This window comes from Dyadobacter sp. OTU695, assembly GCF_038440355.1.
GTDB lineage: Bacteria > Bacteroidota > Bacteroidia > Cytophagales > Spirosomataceae > Dyadobacter.
Window position 1 is genome coordinate 280,691 of sequence record NZ_JASATN010000006.1, and the last position, 18,713, is coordinate 299,403.

The following is an 18,713-nucleotide window of genomic DNA, read 5'->3' on the forward strand; positions in this document are numbered from 1 at the left end:
AAAAAAACGCCAAATGCCCGTCTATTTTCGCTGGTAGAGCGCAAAACGCATGAAAAGCTCCGGCAAGGCCTGCTGCTGGCCATGCAGTGTCGTAAAATGAAAATGGCGGTCGATCGAAAGCCCCTCGACATCTACAATCCGGCATTCTTTACTCTGCAATTCTTTCAGGACCGCGTGCACGGAAATGAAGGCCATGCTGTCCGAATGCAAAATATATAACTTCATACTTTCACTGCTGCTGAGCTGCATTTCCACACTGAGATCGCCAAGTCCCAATCCGATCGACTTTAATGCGTGCGCGAGCACTTCCAGCGTGCCCGAACCGGGCTCTCGCAACAGCAGGGGTATTTGGCGCAACTGCGCAGCATTGATCACCCCTTTTACCGCCAGCGGATTTTGGCTATTGGCCACCAGCACGATCTCATCCTTTAGAAATTCGGTATATTTAATGGCTGCATTCTTGGAAAAACCCTCGATCACGCCCAGATCGATCTCTTTGTGCTGCAAGGCCTGTTCAATCTCCTCGGTGTTTTTGGTGGTAAGGGTCACCTCGATATTATGGAACTTGCGGTGGAATGCCGCCAGAATAGGTGGCAGAATGTACTGGGCGGCCGTAGTGCTCGCCCCCAGCCTTAGTTTGCCGCTCGTCCTTTGGGAAAGGCTGTTTATTTCAAATTCAAGATTTCTGTAAATATCGAAAATCTGCTCGGCATGATGCAAAAGGATTTCACCTGCCGCTGTCAGGCTGATCTTCGAACCGCTCCGCTCAAATAGCTTAGTTTTTAGTTGATTTTCCAGCTCATGAATGTGTTTGGTGACCGCCGGCTGGGTAATGAAAAGCTCAGATGCGGCTTTTGTGAAGCTTAGACGCCGGGCGACAGCCTGGAAAACCTGCAAGCGAAAGTCGAAAACCATGAAATATCGATTCGGTGATTATGCCAGGGCAAAGAAAAGGCTTTCGGCACAAAAGGCCGCACGCATTGTCCGGCATTTGCACGGTATGTCCGCTTTCGGACAGGTAAATTTTCAAAAAAATGCATTTGCAGCGCAAATTCAACACTTTTAGTCGGCGGCACACCATTTGTTATACATTTACAGAAATAATGCCACCCTTATGAAAGGAACCTATCTGGGAGAATTTGAAGAAATAGTCCTGCTGGCAGCGGCAATACTAGCCGGAGACGCTTACGGAGCCTCGATTACCAATGAAATCGAGCAGCAAATGGGCCGGTCGGTAAACCTGGGCGCGGTACACGCCGCATTGCACCGGTTGGAAGAGAAGGGCCTGCTGTCATCGCGGCTGGGCGGGGCGACCGCCGAGCGCGGCGGCCGAAGCAAGCGGTTCTTTACGGTCACCGTGGCCGGCACCAGGGCTTTGGACAATATCCGTCAGATACGCAACCGCATGTGGAACGCCATTCCCAAACCCATTTGAATCATGAGCGCCCCTGTTCAACCACCCCGATGGGCTACGCGGCTGCTGCGCTGGTTCTGCGCCTCCCACCTGGCAGATGACCTGGAAGGCGACCTGCTGGAACTTTTCGCACAGCGTGTCCGCACACAAGGGACGCGCGAAGCCCGCAGGCGTTACGTCTGTGACGTACTATCGCTGATGCGCCCGTTTGCCATCAAGGAAAAACCAGAAAAATATCCGAAACCTGCATTCACTCAACCAGCCATGATCCGAAATTTTTTAAAAATCGCGTTCCGTAACCTGGCCAAGCACAAGCTATTCTCCTTCATTAATGTGCTGGGACTGTCAGCCGGCATGACCGCCTGCTTTCTTATTGCATTATACGTGCATTTTGAGCTAACCTATGATGCGTTCAACAAAAAGGCTGACCGTATTTACCGCCTCGCCGCGGATGTCCAATCTTCAGCTGGTACGCTGCAATACAGTATCACTTCATGGCCATTCGGCCCCTCCCTGCAAAATGACTTTCCTGAAATAGAAGCATTTACCAGGGTTAGTAAACAGAGCTATCTTTTTCGGAAAGGCGATGTCAAAGTCAATGAAGAAAGCACGCTGCTCGCCGATTCGTCGATTTTCCAGGTATTTGACCTGAAATTGCTTGAAGGCGATCCGAGAACCGCATTGAAGGCCCCGTTCAGCGTGGTACTAACCGAAAGTGCGGCAAAAAAATACTTCGGAAAGCGGCCCGCCATGGGAGGGATACTTCTTGTAGGGGACAAAGGGGATGCTGCCCAGGTCACCGGTATAATGCAAGACCCTCCGGTGAACTCGCAATTACGGGGTGACGTATTGCTTTCCATGACCACCCATACGCGCCACTACAACACGGCGGTAAATGATGAGTGGGGCAATTTCGGCACTACTACGTACCTGCTTTTACGACCGGGAACGGATCCTTCCACACTTTCAGGAAAATTTCCCGCATTCCTGCACAGCCACATGGGCCGGTTGATGCAACAGGAAAACATATCGATGGCGCTGCTACTGGAACCACTTCGGGATATCTACCTGCATTCCAAACGGGAAGCCGAACAGTCGGGGAGCATAGAAAACATCTATACTTTCACCATCATCGCTGTGTTCATTTTACTCATTGCCTGTATCAACTTCGTCAACCTGACTACGGCACGGTCGCTGGAACGCGCCCGGGAGGTCGGCGTGCGCAAGGCGGTGGGCGCCGGAAGGTGGCTGCTCGCGCGGCAGTTTATCGGCGAGTCGCTGCTGATGTCGTTTCTAAGCTTTCTATTTTCCGTAATACTTGCCACTGCACTGCTCCCATTGTTTAACGAGCTTTCCGGCAAGACGATCAGTGGCGGGCTTGCCCAGGAGCCGCTTTCCGTTGGCATTTTGTTTCTGGGTTCAATGCTGATCGGACTGGCGTCGGGCATTTATCCCGCCCTGGTGCTCTCATCATTCGAGCCTGTCAAGGTTCTGAAAGGCAAGTTTGCAACGAGCGGCAAAGGGGCAATGCTTCGGAAAGGATTGGTTACCGTGCAGTTTGCCATTTCGATCGCCTTGATTATTGGTACGATGATTGTCTACTCGCAGCTGGATTTCATGCGCAGCCATGAGCTGGGTTTTAGCAAGGATCAGACAATTGTAATCCGGCCAGGCTCTGGAAATGGCCGTAATGCATTGAAAACAAAACTGCAAGGTTTAAGCGGTGTCAGGTCTGTTGCAGCCTCTTCGGCGGTTCCTGGGGGACCTAATTCACAGGCCCACTCGAAGCTTGAAAACAGCAGGGGCGAAATGCAGATAGCAACCCTGGACGTTTATCGCGTCGACTTTGACTTTATTCCCCAGTACGACCTGAAAGTAGTGGCAGGCAGGCCATTTTCGAACGAATTCACCTCTGACAGCACCAAAGCGCTAATCGTCAACGAGGCGACGGTGAAACTGCTTGGATATCGCTTCCCGGGCGAGGCAATTGGCAAAAAATTCAGTCAGTGGGACCGTAACGGCAGGATTGTCGGAGTTGTTAAAGACTTTAATTTTAAATCGTTAAAGGAAAATGTAAAACCACTGACTTTCCGTTTGCTCGATCCGTGGAACAGCGACCTGTTATCGGTCAGACTTGATGGCCGCAATGTAAAGGCGACCCTGGAAGCAATTGAAACGCAATGGAAAATGCAATACCCCGACAGGCCTTTCAGCTACTATTTCCTCGATGAATTCTACGACCGTCAATACCGCGCTGAGGAGCGCTTTGAGGCACTTTTTCTAAACTTTGCAGCCCTGGCCATCTTCATTTCCTGCATGGGCCTGCTTGGACTTGCCTCCTATACTACCATTCAGCGCACAAAAGAGATCGGTCTCAGAAAAGTCTTGGGGGCTTCTGTGGCAAGTATCGTCAGTCTGCTATCCAAAGATTTTCTGCAATTAATTGGACTTGCATTCCTCATTGCAGCGCCTCTGGCGTGGTTTGTGATGCGACGCTGGCTGGAAGGTTTTGCCTATAAAACGGCTATCGATCTTTGGGTCTTTGTCGCAGCTGCGCTGCTTTCCGCACTTGTGGCGCTGGCCACAATCAGTTTTCAAAGCATTCGCGCCGCATTGATGAACCCTGTTAAAAGCCTTCGCAGTGAATAACTTGCAAAATCAACAACCACCCCGATGGGCTACGCGGCTGCTGCGCTGGTTCTGCGCCTCCCGCCTGGCAGATGACCTGGAAGGCGACCTGCTGGAACTTTTCGCACAGCGTGTCCGCACACAAGGGACGCGCGAAGCCCGCAGGCGTTACGTCTGTGACGTACTATCGCTGATGCGCCCGTTTGCCATCAAGGAAAAACCAGAAAAATATCCGAAACCTGCATTCACTCAACCAGCCATGATCCGTATTTTCTTAAAAATCGCTTTCCGTAACCTGGCCAAGCACAAGCTATTCTCCTTCATTAATGTGCTGGGACTGTCAGCCGGCATGACCGCCTGCTTTCTTATTGCATTATACGTGCATTTTGAGCTGACCTATGATGCGTTCAACAAAAAGGCTGACCGTATTTACCGCCTCGCCGCGGATGTTAAAACCAGCTCTGAAACACTGCATTATGCAATCAGCCCTTGGGCAATGGCGCCAAATATGCAGAACGAATTCCCCGAAGTAGAGGCAATTGTTCGTGTACGAAAGGATGAAACCCTGTTCCGGAAAGGTGATCTGAGGTTCAATGAGGAGAACACCGTATTCGCTGACTCGACACTATTCAGGGTCTTTGATCTTAAATTATTGGAGGGTGATCCAAACACTGCACTGATGGCGCCTTTACGCCTGGTTTTAACCAAAACCGCGGCCAGCAAATACTTTGGCGACAGTGACCCGATGGGCCAGACGCTGCTTTTTGGCGACAATAGCGAGCCGGCACTGATTACAGGAGTGATGCAGGATCCCCCAGCCAATTCGCAGATCAAGGGAGACATTTTCGTTTCCATGAGCACTTACACGGCCCATCAGGACAAGAACATCGAACGCGAATGGGGCAGCTTTGGCGCGATCGCATTTGCGCTGCTCAAACCGGGCGCCGATCCGGCTGCAATGGCAGGCAAATTTCCGGCATTCCTGCAAGCCCATGCCGGTAAGCTGATGGCCGAGCAGCAGATGCAAATCAGCATCGAGATGGAACCTCTACTGAATATTTATCTGCATTCCAATCGCATATCGGACGAATCCGGCAGTATGGACAATGTCTACATTTTCACTGTGGTCGCCATTTTTATCATGCTCATTGCCTGTATCAACTTTGTAAACCTGACCACGGCACGTTCGGTCGAGCGTGCGCGTGAGGTAGGCGTGCGCAAGGCGATTGGTGCGGCCAGGGGGGCACTAGCCATACAGTTTATTGGCGAGTCGGTACTGATCTGTATCGTTGCATTCATAATATCCACAATGATTTCAACGGCATTACTGCCTGCTTTCAATGCATTGGCCGGCAAGGAAATCAGCAAGGGAATTATCTTTGAGTTGCCCTTCATAGGCATCCAACTCGCGATGGCGCTGATAGTTGGATTGCTTGCAGGCGTTTATCCTGCCTTTGTGCTTTCTTCCTTTGAACCTGTGAAGGTACTGAAAGGTCGCTTTACGACCAGCTTGAAGGGTATGACGCTCCGCAAAGCCATGGTAACTGCGCAGTTTGCCGTTTCTATCACAATGATTATCGCAACCATCGTCGTATATACCCAGCTCGATTTCATGCGCAGCTATGACCTTGGTTTCTCTAAGGATCAGACACTCGTTGTGCGGGCAGGTACCGGCCGTGAACGCAACGTCTTTGAGGCCTCTATACAGGATATTGCGGGCGTAAAATCGGCCGCTGCATCTTCGGCGGTACCAGGCAGCTGGAACCCGCAGGCATATTCGAAGGTGGAAAACCGAAATGGCGAAATGCAAGCCGGCAACATGGACGTCTACCGTGTAGATTTCGATTTCATACCACAGTATGGATTAGAAATAGTGGCTGGAAGGGCCTTTTCGAAACAATTCAGCTCTGACAGCACTCGATCGCTCATAATCAATGAAACGGCCTCGAAAGTACTCGGCTACCACTCGCCAGGTGAGGCCGTCGGTAAAAAGTTCGATCAATGGGACCGGCAGGGAACTATCATCGGTGTTGTTAAAGACTTCCACTTCAAGTCATTGCAGGAAAACATCAAACCGTTAACCCTTCGCATGATCGACTTTTGGAACGGCGAGCTGCTTTCCGTCAAAGTCGACGGAGGTAATCCCAAGCAGACCCTCGCATCAATTGAGAACCGATGGAAAGCCATGCATCCAGACAGGCCGTTCAGCTACTACTTCCTTGACGAGTTCTTCGATCGACAATACCGCGCCGACGAGCGTTTCGAAGCACTTTTTCTGAATTTTGCCGTCTTGGCGATCTTCATTTCCTGCCTGGGTTTACTTGGTCTGGCCTCTTACTCCACCGTTCAGCGCACCAAGGAGATCGGTGTCCGCAAAGTTATGGGCGCATCCGCGGCGAGTATAGTCGGCCTGTTGTCCAAAGATTTCCTCCAACTGGTCGCCATCGCATTTGTCATAGCTGCACCCCTGGCGTGGTTTGTGATGCACCGCTGGCTGGAAGGTTTTGCTTACAAAACGGATATCCGCGCCTGGGTCTTTGTCACGGCGGCGTTGCTTTCCGCACTTGTAGCGCTGGCAACAATCAGTTTTCAGAGCATTCGAGCCGCATTGATGAACCCTGTCAAAAGCCTTCGCAGTGAATAAGCCCCCATTTCCCCCTCGCTGGCCGGGCCGCATACTGCGGCTGTTTTGTGCGCCGCACCTGATCGAGGAGCTCGAAGGTGATCTTCACGAGCTTTTCACGCAACGTATGCGCCTATACGGGGCGGGGCATGCCCGCTCGCGTTATGTACGCGACGTATTCAGCCTCGCCCGCCCCTTCGCATTCAAAAAAGAAGTATCCAAATATCCGCCACCTTCTGTTTCTCCATTTGATATGATCCGGAATTACTTTAAAATCGCCCTGCGCAATATGTGGAAGAACAAAGGTTTTTCTGCGATGAACATTACCGGACTGGTCGCCGGTATCACGGCCTGCCTGATGATCCTGCAGTATGTAAGCTTTGAATTGAACTTCGACCGGTTTAACAAGGATTTCGACCGTATCTACCGCGTTACCAACGATCGTTTCCAGCAAGGTAAACTCATCCAGCATGGCACGATCACCTACCCGGCTGTGGCGGCTGCAATGGCGAAAGATTTCAACGAAATTGAAAATTATACCACTATCGCGAACCCGGGAACGTTCAGCCTGCAAAAGGATCGTCGCATTTTTGAGGCGAAAGGGGCTTATGCCGACGAGCGCTTCCTGTCACTTTTTACTTTTCCACTCGTTGCCGGTGACCGCGAAACGGCGTTAAAAGCGCCGCATTCGATCGTGATCTCGGAAACCAATGCCCGACGGATTTTCCAGGCCGGTCCGAACGACTATGCAAGCCTGATAGGGAAAACAATCGTCGTGGATCTGGATACCGAACAGTACCAGATCACGGGGGTGATGAAGGATTTTCCAGCGACATCGCATTTGCAATTTGGTGCACTGATGTCTTTCGAAACGCTCACTAAAACCTGGGGCGAATGGATTAAAACAAGCTGGGAAAGTTCCGATGTATGGCATTATATGAAGCTCCGGCCTGGCGTGGATGCGGCAACACTGGCGAAAAAGTTGCCTGCATTCAGCGAACGGCATTTCCACGGCAGCAAGGTTTCCGGCAGTGTGGAGCAGTTTTTTCTACAACCGCTCAGCAAAGCACATCTTTTCTCGGACTACGAGTATGAAATCGGGCAAGTCAATAGCGGTAAGGCGGTTTGGACGATGCTCACAATCGCAGTATTTATCTTGCTCATTGCCTGGATCAACTATATTAACCTCGCTACCGCCCGGTCGCTTGAACGGGCGCGTGAGGTAGGCATACGTAAGGTTGCCGGCGCAACTTCGTGGCAGCTCGTAAGCCAGTTCATGTCCGAATCTGTCGTACTGAACCTGCTGGGACTTAGCCTGGGTATCATGCTGACATTGCTGCTGCAACCCGCTTTGAACCACCTGATCGAAAGACCGTTGTCATTCGCGATGCTGACCGGCGCAGGGTTCGGTGGGCAGGGTTTTGCGTTCATCGTTACAGGCGTTTTCCTGCTCGGCATCCTGCTTTCGGGCTTTTACCCCGCATTCGCACTGTCATCGTTCAAGGCCGTCCAGGTTCTGAAGGGTTCATTCAAACGCTCTGCGAAAGGGATCTGGGTGCGGCAGTCGCTAGTTGTATTCCAATATACGGCTTCGATGGTGCTAATCGTGGGTACATTCATTGTTTCTAAACAACTCAAATTCATGCGCCAGGAGAAGCTGGGCTTCAATATGGACCAGGTACTGGTTATCCGCGGGCCGGAACTAACGCGCTGGGATTCGACGTCTATTGACCGTATTAACAGCTTTAAAACCGAGCTTGAACGCATTCCCTCCGTACAAATGGCGAGTGCTTCCGGGAATTTATTTGGTAACCGGCTAAGCCGCAGCTTTAATTTCCGGAGGATCGGTTCGAACGATGAAAAAGGCGTTACATTTAGCCGCATGCAGGTCGACGCCGACTTTTTTGACACCTACAAAATACCGCTCCTTGCCGGCCGCAATTTCCTTCCTGGCGACTCCAACCCGAACTCGGGCAAAGTCAAAAGCGCCATTCTGAACGAGTCGGCTGCGAAACTGCTCGGGTTTGCCAATGCTGCCGACGCGGCCGGCCAGAAATTCCTGTTCAATGGCAAGGAATGGGATATCGTCGGCGTTGTGAGTGACTTTCACCAACAATCCCTTAAACACACCATAGAACCCATCGTTTTCGCGCCATTCTATACACTCTCCGGTTTTATCTCCATCAAAATCACCGCTTCCGACCCGGCACGAAGCATCGCCATGGTACACGAAAAGTTCAACGACTTTTTCCCGGGCAACAATTTCAACTATTTTTTCATGGACCAGCACTTCGATGAACAGTACAAGGAAGACCGGATTTTTGGCAAAATTTCCAGTCTCTTTTCAATACTCGCCGTGCTGATCGCGTCGCTGGGTATTTTCGGGCTCTCGTCATACACCATCGCACAGCGTACTAAGGAGATCGGCGTCCGTAAAGTCCTTGGCGCCACTGTTTCCGGTATTGTAGCCTTGCTTTCGAGGGATTTCCTCAAACTGGTGCTGTTTGCCGTCGTCATTGGAGCCCCTATCGCCTGGTACGGTATCAACATCTGGCTTAATGACTTCGCTTACCACATCGACGTCGAATGGTGGATGTTTGTGATCGCGGCAGCATTGTCCATCGCCATCGCATTCGTGTCCGTGAGCTTCCAAAGCATCCGGGCGGCCCTGACAAATCCCGTAAAAAGCCTGCGCAGTGAATGAGATGGCGGTATCGATAGTAGTACGCTGACAATCTTCTTGCCGAAGAGAACAATCAGCAAGATAAGAAGGAAAATTATAGTCGTCGGGAATTCAGTTATCAATCGTTTCAACGGACGTTAGTGCTACCTAAAGACGCAATGGATGAAGACAGCATCACCGCGCATACAAAAACGGTACACTGCGGCTGACGATCCCCAAAAAAGAAGAAGCGAAGAAAAAAGAAACTAAATTGATGAAATCCACTAAGCATGACAAGTAGGAGGCTGGGCAACCGGCCTCTTTTATTTATACTCTTAATGGTGTTTCCATGACCCGACAATCCGAATTTATCCCACGACGCCGATTCTTAAGCAAGGCTGCATCCGCCGGCGTATTTACATTCCTCGCTCCCGAAATGCTCTCCGGCGCAACTCCCAAGGCATACACCGTGCAGCAAATCATCGACATGATTCTCAAAGAAGGCAATCTGAAACCGATCCCGGATACGGTCGACACCATTAAATCCGGCAGTTCGGACCTGCCCGTGACCGGCATCGTCACTACCATGTTTGCCACCGCGAGCGTCATAGAGCAAGCCGCAAAGCTGAAAGCCAATTTCATCATTGCCCACGAACCGACCTTCTACAACCACCGCGACGATCCGGAATGGATAAAACACAATGAAATCGTTAAAAAGAAGCAGGCATTGCTCGAAAAGCACAAAATCGCCGTCTGGCGCTTTCACGACTACTGCCACTCGCTGAAACCCGACGCAATCCGTTACGGCGTGGTAAAAAAAGCGGGCTGGACGCAATATTATAAAAACGAATCCCCTGCACTGACTATCCCCGCAATGACATTGGGAGATTTAGTGAAGCATCTCAAAAATAAGTTGGGCATTCAAAAGCTGCGCGTCGTTGGTGATTTGGGCCAACAATGCTCCAAACTCGCGATCATGCCCGGAGCTGCGGGTGGCCAACGGCAGGTATCGATCGCGGAAGCCGAAAAACCCGATGTCCTCATCGTCGGAGAAACCCCGGAATGGGAAGGTGTCGAATACGCCCGCGACGGAAGGTTACTCGGCTCGAAAATGGCGCTGATCGTGCTTGGACACGCCGTGAGTGAAGAGCCGGGAATGGAGTATTTTGTGGAATGGTTACAGCCTAAAGTTAGCGGATTGAAAGTGACGCACGTGGCATCGGGGGACCCGTTTCAGTGGGTTTGAGAAATAGCAGCGGCCCCTGATCTCAAAAGTCAGGGGCCGCTTTCTGTTTTTGCATAAAAGATCAAGCAATCATTCCGTGCGGATCAATCACAAACTTCTTCGCCGCACCCTTATCAAAATCCGCATAGCCTCGCGGCGCGTCTTGCAGGGTAATCACTTCCACATTCACAGCCTTTGCGATTTTGATCTTATCGTAAAGAATGGCGTTCATCAGGTTACGATGGTATTTCATCACCGGGCATTGTCCTGTGTAAAACGAGTGCGATTTGGCCCAGCCCAGACCGATCCGGATGCTGAGGCTGCCCTCCTGGGCGGCTTTATCTTTGGCTCCGGGGTCGCCGGTGACGTACAGGCCCGGGATACCGATGGCACCACCAGCGCGGGTAACTGCCATGGCCGTATTCAGAACGGTAGCGGGACGTTCTTCGACGGCGTGCGCACCGTGACCACGGGCTTCGAAGCCTACGCAATCCACGAAGCAATCTACTTCGGGAACGCCGATAATTTCGGCAATGGCTTGTTCCAGAGGCGTGTCTTTGGTGAGGTCGATCACCTCGCACCCAAAGCTGGCGGCTTGCGCTAGGCGTTCAGGGATCATGTCGCCAACGATTACCACCGCAGCCCCAAGCAAGTGACAGGAGGCCGCACATGCGAGGCCCACCGGACCTGCGCCCGCGACGTACACGATCGAGCCCGGCCCTACTCCGGCCGTGACGGCGCCGTGATAGCCCGTCGGGAAAATATCGGAAAGCAGGGTCAGGTCCTTGATATAGGCCATTCCCTGGTCTTTGTCCGGAAATTTCAAAAGGTTAAAATCGGCATAGGGTACCATCACGTACTCGGCCTGCCCGCCTACCCAGCCACCCATGTCTACGTACCCGTACGCTGCGCCCGGGCGTGCGGGGTTCACGTTGAGACAAATGCCGGTTTTACCTTCCTTGCAGTTGCGGCAGCGGCCGCAGGCAATGTTGAAGGGCACCGACACCAGATCTCCGACTTTGATAAATTCGACGTCGCGGCCCGCTTCGATCACAATGCCGGTGATCTCGTGCCCGAGAACGAGGCCCGCAGGTGCGGTCGTGCGCCCGCGAACCATGTGCTGATCACTTCCGCAGATGTTGGTGGAAACGATTTTCAGGATGACGCCGTGCTCGCATTTCCGGTCACCGATAGACAGCTTCGGATACTCGATTTCCTGCACTTCGACCTCGCCGGGCCTGATGTAAGCTACTCCGTGATTTTGACACATAAGCCTAGGATTTAAGGGTTAGTACTAAATCTTTGATAATTGTAAGATGATCTTACAATTATCAAAGTCAAGCCCTATTGCACCTTTATTTACTCCTACATAAACCACAAAAAGTTACAAATAGCCCTCTGATTGTGCCAGAGGGCTATTTTGGGAGATCATAGGAAACATCGGAATCCTCAGAGCTTGACGGCCAGAATAATGCCGGTCGCCCACACCTGTTTGGTAATGGCCAGGTCCTGACGGCTGTCGAGGTATTCGATGAGTTTCAATGCCTTCTGGTCGTGTCCTTCGGGCCAGTTGGGTTGCGGCAGCATGTCGTCGATGATATAAAATGCGCCAGGATTGAGCATGTTGAGCACTTCATCCAGCAAAAGGTATTTTCCATGCCATGTATCAGCGAAAATGTAGTCATACTTCTCATCGAGATGCGCGTTCACCCATTCTTCGCCGTCTGTGTGCACTAGCGTCAGGCGCGGGTCACCGCCGAGGTGATTTTCGGCGATTTCGAGGAAGCGGGCGTCGTTGTCAATCGAAACGAGCGTGGAATGCGCGTCCATACCGTCGAGGATCCAGGATGTGGAGAGGCCCGAGCCGGTACCGAGTTCGAGGAACTTACCGCCCGGCTTGGAGGCGGCCAGCGTTTTGAGTAACGAACAGGTGTAAATGTCGGAGGCCATCGTGAAACCGGAGGCTTGGGTTGCCTGGTCGATGGAAAGGTAGGCAGCCGGTAACGGCTGGCGGATATCCTGGTTCATAAGATGTTTGGTGGTGGATTTAAAAACTGCAAAAAATCAATATTTAGTGACATTTGAAAGGGCCGAACAAAAAGATTTACCGCTTAATAATCCACGGAAAACCACCCAGTTATTGAATGAGTAGGCTAGATCAAAACCTTACTTTTGGCACCAGCTTCTACAAATTACATTCCCATCTATTCCACTCTAAACTCAACCGCGATGAAAAAGCATTTCCTCTCATTCCTTGCATTTGCCGTCATGGCCACCACGGCGGTCATGATCGCCTGTACCGACCACGGCGAACCAGTCCCCGAACCCACTCAATTCAGTGTAAGCAGCTTTACAAGCGGCCTCCGTGCTCCCATCGGGATGGCTATCGATGAAAAAGGCCAGTTTTGGGTAACCGAAGGAGGTACCGGGCAAAACGACGGCGCATTGGTGATGATTACATCCGGCGGGGTCAAAACAACTGTTGTCACTGGTTTTCAATCCATCATTAACCAGGGTAATGTTGAGGGAATCAGCCACTTATACTACGAAAACGGCACAATATACCTGCTTCACGGCGTGGAAGGCTTTCTGTACATCATCGATGTTTCCGGGTTCAGCTCCGGAGCCCCAGCGCTTGACAAGAACACGATTCCCAAAGAGAATATCCGGGCGTTCGTATCTACGCTCAATCTCACGTTTGACAACAACTCGAATGCATTCAGCCTGACGAAGGGACCGGATGGACATCTCTACATAGCCGATGCTGGCGCCAACGCGGTCATCAAACGCGACAAGGACACCCATACGCTCAGTCTCTTCACGACCTTCCCTCCCGTGGCGCCCAACAGGGACCCTGTTCCCACCGGGATTGTTTTTGATGGTACTCACTTCGTGCTGAGCAGCCTGACTGGATTTCCATTCTCACCGGGCGCGGCAAATATCTATAAGGTTAACACGAGCGGCGTGATGGTTCCCTACAAATCTGGGTTCACCACCCTGACCCATCTGACTTTGACTGTCAATAACAAACCGCTTCTGCTACATTATGCTGATTTCACAATGCCTCCGGGCGGCCCGGGCAATCCTCCGGGTTTTAAGGCAAATACCGGCTCGGTGCTCAATGAAGACGGAATGGTATTGTTCAGCGGACTCGACAGGCCGACAGACATCAAACGCTGGGGTGACCGCACTTTTTATGTGCTTAGCCTTGGTGATGGCACTATTAAGAAACTGGATTATTGATTTACAACATATTAAATGCAAAACAGGCAGGTGTTCGCTCGAATGCCTGCCTGTTTTTGTTTACAGCAAAGTTTGCTGGTCGTCTTCCGCCTCGCGCGGATTTACGACCTTGGCCGGTGGATCGTCCGGCATCGTATCGCCCAGCAATTTGCCCCACGGTTTAAGCTCGTCAATGCGGTCGAATATGATTTTTAAAACGGCCACAAAAGGTATCGATAAAAACATCCCGCTCACACCCCAAAGCGTACCTCCAAGCAAAACGACCAATATGGAAATCAATGCATTAACTGAGACCTTTGAGGAGACCACCCTCGGAACTATGATGTTGTTGTCCAAAAACTGGATCACTGTGTAAGCTCCAATGATCAGTAACGGTGTGGTATATCCGTCCTTTGTGATGAAGGAAATCAGAACGGGCAATGCGATCGCGATTATGCCTCCGATGTAGGGAATCAGATTTAAGATCGCCCCGATCACACCCAGCAGCAGGGCGTACTGCACACCCAAAATGAGCAATGCAACCGAATTCAGTGTAGCAATGATCGTTGTTTCGATCATCAGCCCTACTATATAGCTTTGCACTGCACCCTTGGTTTCCTGCAAGATTTCGGCCACCTGATCCGAATTATCTTCATCAAAAACCTCAAATATAAAATTCAGGATCAACGGCTTGTAAAATAAGAGAAGGAATATGTAGAGCGGTATCAGTACAAAAAAGCTGATAATGCCGAAAAGTGTGTTGACCGTCTTTCCCACATAGGTCCGGCTGTTATTAACTGCCTCATCGAGCATACTCATTTGCTTCTCTGTGGAAATACCAAAACTTGTCGACAGCCAAACCTGCAAATTACCAAGTAGTTTCAAGGCCTTCTTTTCCAGTTGAGGGATCATATCGCCGAACTGAACGATCTGAGAGGACAGAAAAAACATAATACCGCCCACAACGAGTATTGCCAGAAAAATTGTGAGCACAATGGCTAGGATCTTATTGAACTTCCACTTCTGAAAACGGTTGTAAACCGGATTAAGCAACACAGCGATTAGTCCGGCGAATGCAAATGGGACAATGATCTCCTGCAACAGATTGAGGGTATTGAAAAACAAATAAAGCCCGATGAACACCATCGGAGCCTTAATGTAGAAAGGAAAGCCGTCTTTTGCAGTAAGCCATTCGGGCAGCTCAGGGGCGGATTCGGGTTTGCGACTTTTAAAAAATAATCCCATATAGAAGGTGTCAGAGATGAAAAGTAAGGTTTACGTGGGCGGCTATTCAGTGCCCTCATACTCACGGACGTCCTGATCCGAAAGTTCGACGATCGAAATCACCTCCCCACGAGCCTGCTCCGGCCCGCCGCGGTTGACCACGTTGGTGACGTACGACCGGCTCGGATACGTCTCAGACGCTATCAGATGCCTTTCAAAAGTCAGGATATTCTTTTCCGAAGTGGAAGCAATGGTAATCATGAAATTGCGCATAGTTAATGATTGCTGATGGTTTTAAGGAGCTTATCAATAAGCGTGCCGAAGTTACCTGGCATTATTCTTTAAACCGGTTGCACTAAACCAAATTCGCCGCAGATGCCCGAAGGACCGTCCATTGTAATTTTAAGGGAAGCCGTTGAAGAACTGGGGCTAAAGGGAAAGACCATCCGACACGTGGAAGGGAATTCGAAGATCGATAAAGACCGACTGATCGGAGAGAAGGTGGCTGATTTCAGATCATGGGGAAAACATTTCCTGATTTGCTTCAAGGATTTTACCGTCCGCATTCATTTCATGCTTTTCGGCTCCTACCTGATCGACGAACAGAAGAAAACTCCGCCCAGGCTAAGCCTGATTTTCGATGACCACGAACTGAATTTTTACACTTCGTCCGTCCAGCTGATCGAGCAGCCCGCTCATGAAATTTACGACTGGTCGGCAGACATTATGTCCAAAACCTGGAAGCCCGCCGCCGCATTCAAAAAGTTAAAGGAGAATCCGAAAATGCTTGCCTGCGATGCTCTTCTGGATCAAAACATATTCGCCGGCAGCGGCAACATCATCAAAAACGAAGTCCTGTTCCGCATACGTACGCACCCGCAAAGCAAACTGGGCGAAATCCCCGTCGCTAAATTGAAGGAACTGGTCAAAGAAACGCGAAACTACGCTTTCGATTTTCTGGAATGGAAAAAGGAATTTACTTTAAAGAAACACTGGCTGGCGCATACGAAGAAGATCTGCCCGCGGTGCGATATTCCGTTTCATAAAGAGTACTTGGGGCGGACAAAACGGAGGAGTTACTTTTGCGAGAATTGCCAGCGGTTGTATGATTGATATTGGGCTTACCCGATCAGGATCTTTATCTTCTCATTCCAAATGGCGAGATAACGCTCCTTCCAGTCGGCAGGTAGAAACGACGATTCAATCAAACGCTTGACTTCGTTCTGTCTATTTGTAAATTTCTGGTAAACATTTTCAATGGCACGCTCGGGCTGGCTGAGACTTGCACTCAAAGTATTGAAATCCTTTTTGGTTAGTTTTCGCTTCTTACCATTTAGCGTCAGACCAAGCTCTTCTTTATCGTCAGGAAATACAAGATTTACATTCAACAAATCATAAGCCGGGGCAAGTTTTATTTCTCCATTATCGTGTATGACCGAAAAGTTCTTCAAATGCATATCATTATTCCCTGTCAGATAGGAAAAAAGAACGAGTTCAAAAAACGCCAAAGCATCGAGCCCTTTGTAGGTACAGTACAAACGGATTAGCTTGCCGATCTTCTCATAAGAGCTTTTATACTTCTGCTCGGTCAATAGCTCAGACAATTGGCAAAAATCCTCCACATGTATTTTTTGCCCATTCTGACGATCAAATCGTTTCGCGAGATATACCAGCTCACCTTCCAACGTGCGCATGAGCGTATGTCGGCAAACCTTAATATCGAAAAGGCTGGCCAAATGCATTGTCAGGTCTTCTGTTTCGGGCATATGCATAAACTGCTCGTGTTGGGGTTTCAGGATGTATTCTCCCCATAAGCCCACTATCGTCAACCGTTCGCCGCCCTTTCTGGTCTTTGCCAAATCGACGGAAAGTTTGGGTTGCACGCCGGTCACAGCAATGCGCTGATTGACCGTCTGATTTGCCAGCTCTTCCAGCAATTTTTTATCAAGATGTAATTCAGGCAAGGCTGCCAGGCCGAAAAACGATTTACAGCATTTCACATGGTATTCCTGCTCCCCTTCCTCGACTGGTTTATAGCAAAATAGACAATTAGGCATTTTCATCCCCCTCCTCAGGCACCACGCTAACTGCGCCGATCGATTCCCGGCAAAGTGTTACAAGCAGTTCAAAGCGATCATTGCTTTTCAATTTCCAATACTCCCGTCCGACATTCAGAAGCCAGCCCTCAGGGATTAACCCATCAAAGAACGCAAACAGGACATTACTTCGGTAAGGTGCTTTCCGTAAAGGCAATGTGAGGCTTACCGGTTTCGAATCGGGTAGTTCGAGATAGGCAGTGTCATACTCAAACAGAAATCCTTCGTCGGTTTCCGAAAGATAGCCTGCCAGGACCTTTTGATAATAAATAAGCGCTCTCGCCATAAAAACTACGATTCAAGGTTTACTACTCCTACTTCTTTGCCAAACAATGCCAAAACCTGATTCACTTTGTCGAGACGCAAGGATTCTTTACCTTGTTCCAAGTCGCGGACAAAGCGCAAACCTACACCCGCCTTAAGTGCCAGTTGTTCCTGCGTGAGGCCTACTGATTTACGTTTTTCCTTAACAAACCGAGGAAGTTGAGTCATAACTATACCTTTTAGGGTATAAAAATAAGCAATTTATTGAAATTATACCCTAAAAGGTATAAAAACAAATAAATAACGGAAATTATACCCGATAGGATATAATTTTACCGAATCACCGGCCATTCCAACACCACCCCATTCACATACCTCAACCACAGCCGTTTCCCATTCACATTCCAATGCCCGCCACTCTTGTGAAACCATTCCGGGTGTTGGAGGAGCTCGTTGCTTAGTTTTAGAAGTGGGGCTTGGAGGTTACGGTTTCGCTCGATGCGCTGGATCTGGTCATTATGCGGATGCCGGCCTGGCTCACAGACGGTTACTTTATTAGGAATGAAGCAAAAGTAGACCTCGGTAAACCCGGCACTGATGTAATGTGCCCGAATGCGGTTCATGTTGACGACCACGCTGTCGATATCGGCGTCGGTTAGTGGTACGAATGGGGAAAGGTTGCTTTTCCGGCTTGCTTCAACCTCATAAAAGAGAAACTGCCGGTCGCGCGAGATGAGCGAACCCGAATGCGTGCGACCGAACCAGGAGAGCATGAGGTTTGCTTTTAATTCCTTACAACTTAATGCGATATCCGCGTTAAAAAGCAGGAATTCCAGCCGCTGGTTGATTTCCGAGTTCAATGTGTTTTCCCAAAAGGTGTCGATGGTTTCCGCATTCGGCCGGGCGAGCGGCTGGGTTTCGCCTCTCACCTGAAACCCGCGGCGAATGTAAAGGTCGGCATAATGCTCCCGGAGGCGCTCCTGGATCGTCCGCTCAATGACTTCGATGACGAGAATGGAACGCACTTTCGGATCAAGCGTGACGGTATCGACCGCCGTGCCGAGCCAGATGTGACGATTCCTGCGGCCGGCGTAGAAACTGGTGTCCATCGTAGTAAAACTATCTCCGATCGTGTACAAATCGACGTTTCTCGACCGGCTGGCCGGTTTGTCACTTTCATTAAGGTCGTCGGTTTCGGCCCATTGCGTTTCTTTGAATTGCGCCAAATTGGAAATGTTGTAGAGGTCGTCGAAACGATACTGGTTCGAAATGAAGCCGCGCGCGTACAATTTACGTTGCAGTTGGTCGGAAAGGCTGGTAGAAAGTGCCATGCCGGATACCAGCATTAGCCATAT

16 protein-coding genes and 1 pseudogene are annotated in these 18,713 nt (G+C 50.3%); 8 read left to right on the plus strand and 9 right to left on the minus strand.

Features of this window, described 5'->3' with window-relative positions:
• Window positions 1–21: 21 nt before the first annotated feature.
• The gene (locus AAHB90_RS14340) at window positions 22–915 is read right to left on the minus strand and encodes a LysR family transcriptional regulator (protein WP_342085887.1); all 894 of its coding nucleotides are present in this window, start codon (window positions 913–915) and stop codon (window positions 22–24) included.
• A gap of 199 nt (window positions 916–1,114) precedes the next feature.
• Between AAHB90_RS14340 and AAHB90_RS14345 the strand changes: the two genes are divergently transcribed.
• The 6 genes and pseudogenes from AAHB90_RS14345 to AAHB90_RS14365 all read left to right on the plus strand — a co-directional run bounded on the left by AAHB90_RS14345 (window position 1,115) and on the right by AAHB90_RS14365 (window position 10,573).
• Window positions 1,115–1,435 carry a PadR family transcriptional regulator gene (locus tag AAHB90_RS14345; protein WP_342085888.1) on the plus strand — a complete coding sequence of 107 codons (321 nt, stop codon included), beginning with the start codon at window positions 1,115–1,117 and terminating at the stop codon, window positions 1,433–1,435.
• Window positions 1,436–1,438: 3 nt separating this feature from the next.
• Window positions 1,439–4,063 carry an ABC transporter permease gene (locus AAHB90_RS14350; RefSeq protein WP_342085889.1) on the plus strand — a complete coding sequence of 875 codons (2,625 nt, stop codon included), beginning with the start codon at window positions 1,439–1,441 and terminating at the stop codon, window positions 4,061–4,063.
• A complete protein-coding gene (locus AAHB90_RS14355) occupies window positions 4,056–6,686 on the plus strand; it encodes an ABC transporter permease (protein ID WP_342085890.1) in 2,631 nt (876 codons plus the stop codon). The genes AAHB90_RS14350 and AAHB90_RS14355 overlap by 8 nt, the downstream gene beginning before the upstream one ends.
• Window positions 6,679–9,369 (plus strand): ABC transporter permease, encoded by a 2,691-nt coding sequence (locus tag AAHB90_RS14360; protein ID WP_342085891.1) that lies wholly within the window; start codon window positions 6,679–6,681, stop codon window positions 9,367–9,369. Before AAHB90_RS14355 ends, AAHB90_RS14360 begins: the two co-directional genes overlap by 8 nt.
• A 101-nt stretch (window positions 9,370–9,470) precedes the next feature.
• Window positions 9,471–9,557 (plus strand): annotated as a pseudogene (locus AAHB90_RS32800) (hypothetical protein); the annotation flags it as partial.
• A gap of 119 nt (window positions 9,558–9,676) precedes the next feature.
• On the plus strand, window positions 9,677–10,573 hold the full coding sequence (locus tag AAHB90_RS14365; RefSeq protein ID WP_342085892.1) for a Nif3-like dinuclear metal center hexameric protein: 897 nt from the start codon (window positions 9,677–9,679) through the stop codon (window positions 10,571–10,573).
• A gap of 61 nt (window positions 10,574–10,634) precedes the next feature.
• Here AAHB90_RS14365 and fdhA read toward each other — a convergent pair whose 3' ends face one another.
• Entirely contained in the window at window positions 10,635–11,822 is a 1,188-nt protein-coding gene (fdhA, locus tag AAHB90_RS14370) for a formaldehyde dehydrogenase, glutathione-independent (RefSeq protein ID WP_342085893.1), read from the minus strand.
• 179 nt (window positions 11,823–12,001) lie between these two features.
• Entirely contained in the window at window positions 12,002–12,580 is a 579-nt protein-coding gene (locus AAHB90_RS14375) for an O-methyltransferase (RefSeq protein ID WP_342085894.1), read from the minus strand.
• 201 nt (window positions 12,581–12,781) lie between these two features.
• Between AAHB90_RS14375 and AAHB90_RS14380 the strand changes: the two genes are divergently transcribed.
• Window positions 12,782–13,795 (plus strand): ScyD/ScyE family protein, encoded by a 1,014-nt coding sequence (locus AAHB90_RS14380; RefSeq protein WP_342085895.1) that lies wholly within the window; start codon window positions 12,782–12,784, stop codon window positions 13,793–13,795.
• A 60-nt stretch (window positions 13,796–13,855) separates the two neighbouring features.
• Here the strand turns inward: AAHB90_RS14380 and AAHB90_RS14385 are convergent, their stop codons facing one another.
• Entirely contained in the window at window positions 13,856–15,019 is a 1,164-nt protein-coding gene (locus AAHB90_RS14385; protein ID WP_342085896.1) for an AI-2E family transporter, read from the minus strand.
• Between the two features lie 42 nt (window positions 15,020–15,061).
• Entirely contained in the window at window positions 15,062–15,271 is a 210-nt protein-coding gene (locus tag AAHB90_RS14390) for a hypothetical protein (protein ID WP_342085897.1), read from the minus strand.
• A gap of 102 nt (window positions 15,272–15,373) precedes the next feature.
• Between AAHB90_RS14390 and AAHB90_RS14395 the strand changes: the two genes are divergently transcribed.
• Window positions 15,374–16,111: a DNA-formamidopyrimidine glycosylase family protein gene (locus tag AAHB90_RS14395; RefSeq protein WP_342085898.1), complete on the plus strand. Its 738-nt coding sequence runs from the start codon at window positions 15,374–15,376 to the stop codon at window positions 16,109–16,111.
• A gap of 8 nt (window positions 16,112–16,119) precedes the next feature.
• Here AAHB90_RS14395 and AAHB90_RS14400 read toward each other — a convergent pair whose 3' ends face one another.
• The 4 genes from AAHB90_RS14400 to AAHB90_RS14415 all read right to left on the minus strand — a co-directional run bounded on the left by AAHB90_RS14400 (window position 16,120) and on the right by AAHB90_RS14415 (window position 18,689).
• Complete coding sequence (locus AAHB90_RS14400; protein ID WP_342085899.1) at window positions 16,120–17,055, minus strand: HipA domain-containing protein; 936 nt, start codon at window positions 17,053–17,055, stop codon at window positions 16,120–16,122.
• Window positions 17,048–17,380 carry a HipA N-terminal domain-containing protein gene (locus tag AAHB90_RS14405; RefSeq protein WP_342085900.1) on the minus strand — a complete coding sequence of 111 codons (333 nt, stop codon included), beginning with the start codon at window positions 17,378–17,380 and terminating at the stop codon, window positions 17,048–17,050. Before AAHB90_RS14405 ends, AAHB90_RS14400 begins: the two co-directional genes overlap by 8 nt.
• A 5-nt stretch (window positions 17,381–17,385) precedes the next feature.
• Window positions 17,386–17,586: a helix-turn-helix transcriptional regulator gene (locus tag AAHB90_RS14410; protein ID WP_342085901.1), complete on the minus strand. Its 201-nt coding sequence runs from the start codon at window positions 17,584–17,586 to the stop codon at window positions 17,386–17,388.
• Between the two features lie 104 nt (window positions 17,587–17,690).
• Window positions 17,691–18,689: a hypothetical protein gene (locus AAHB90_RS14415; protein ID WP_342085902.1), complete on the minus strand. Its 999-nt coding sequence runs from the start codon at window positions 18,687–18,689 to the stop codon at window positions 17,691–17,693.
• Between the last annotated feature and the right edge of the window lie 24 nt (window positions 18,690–18,713).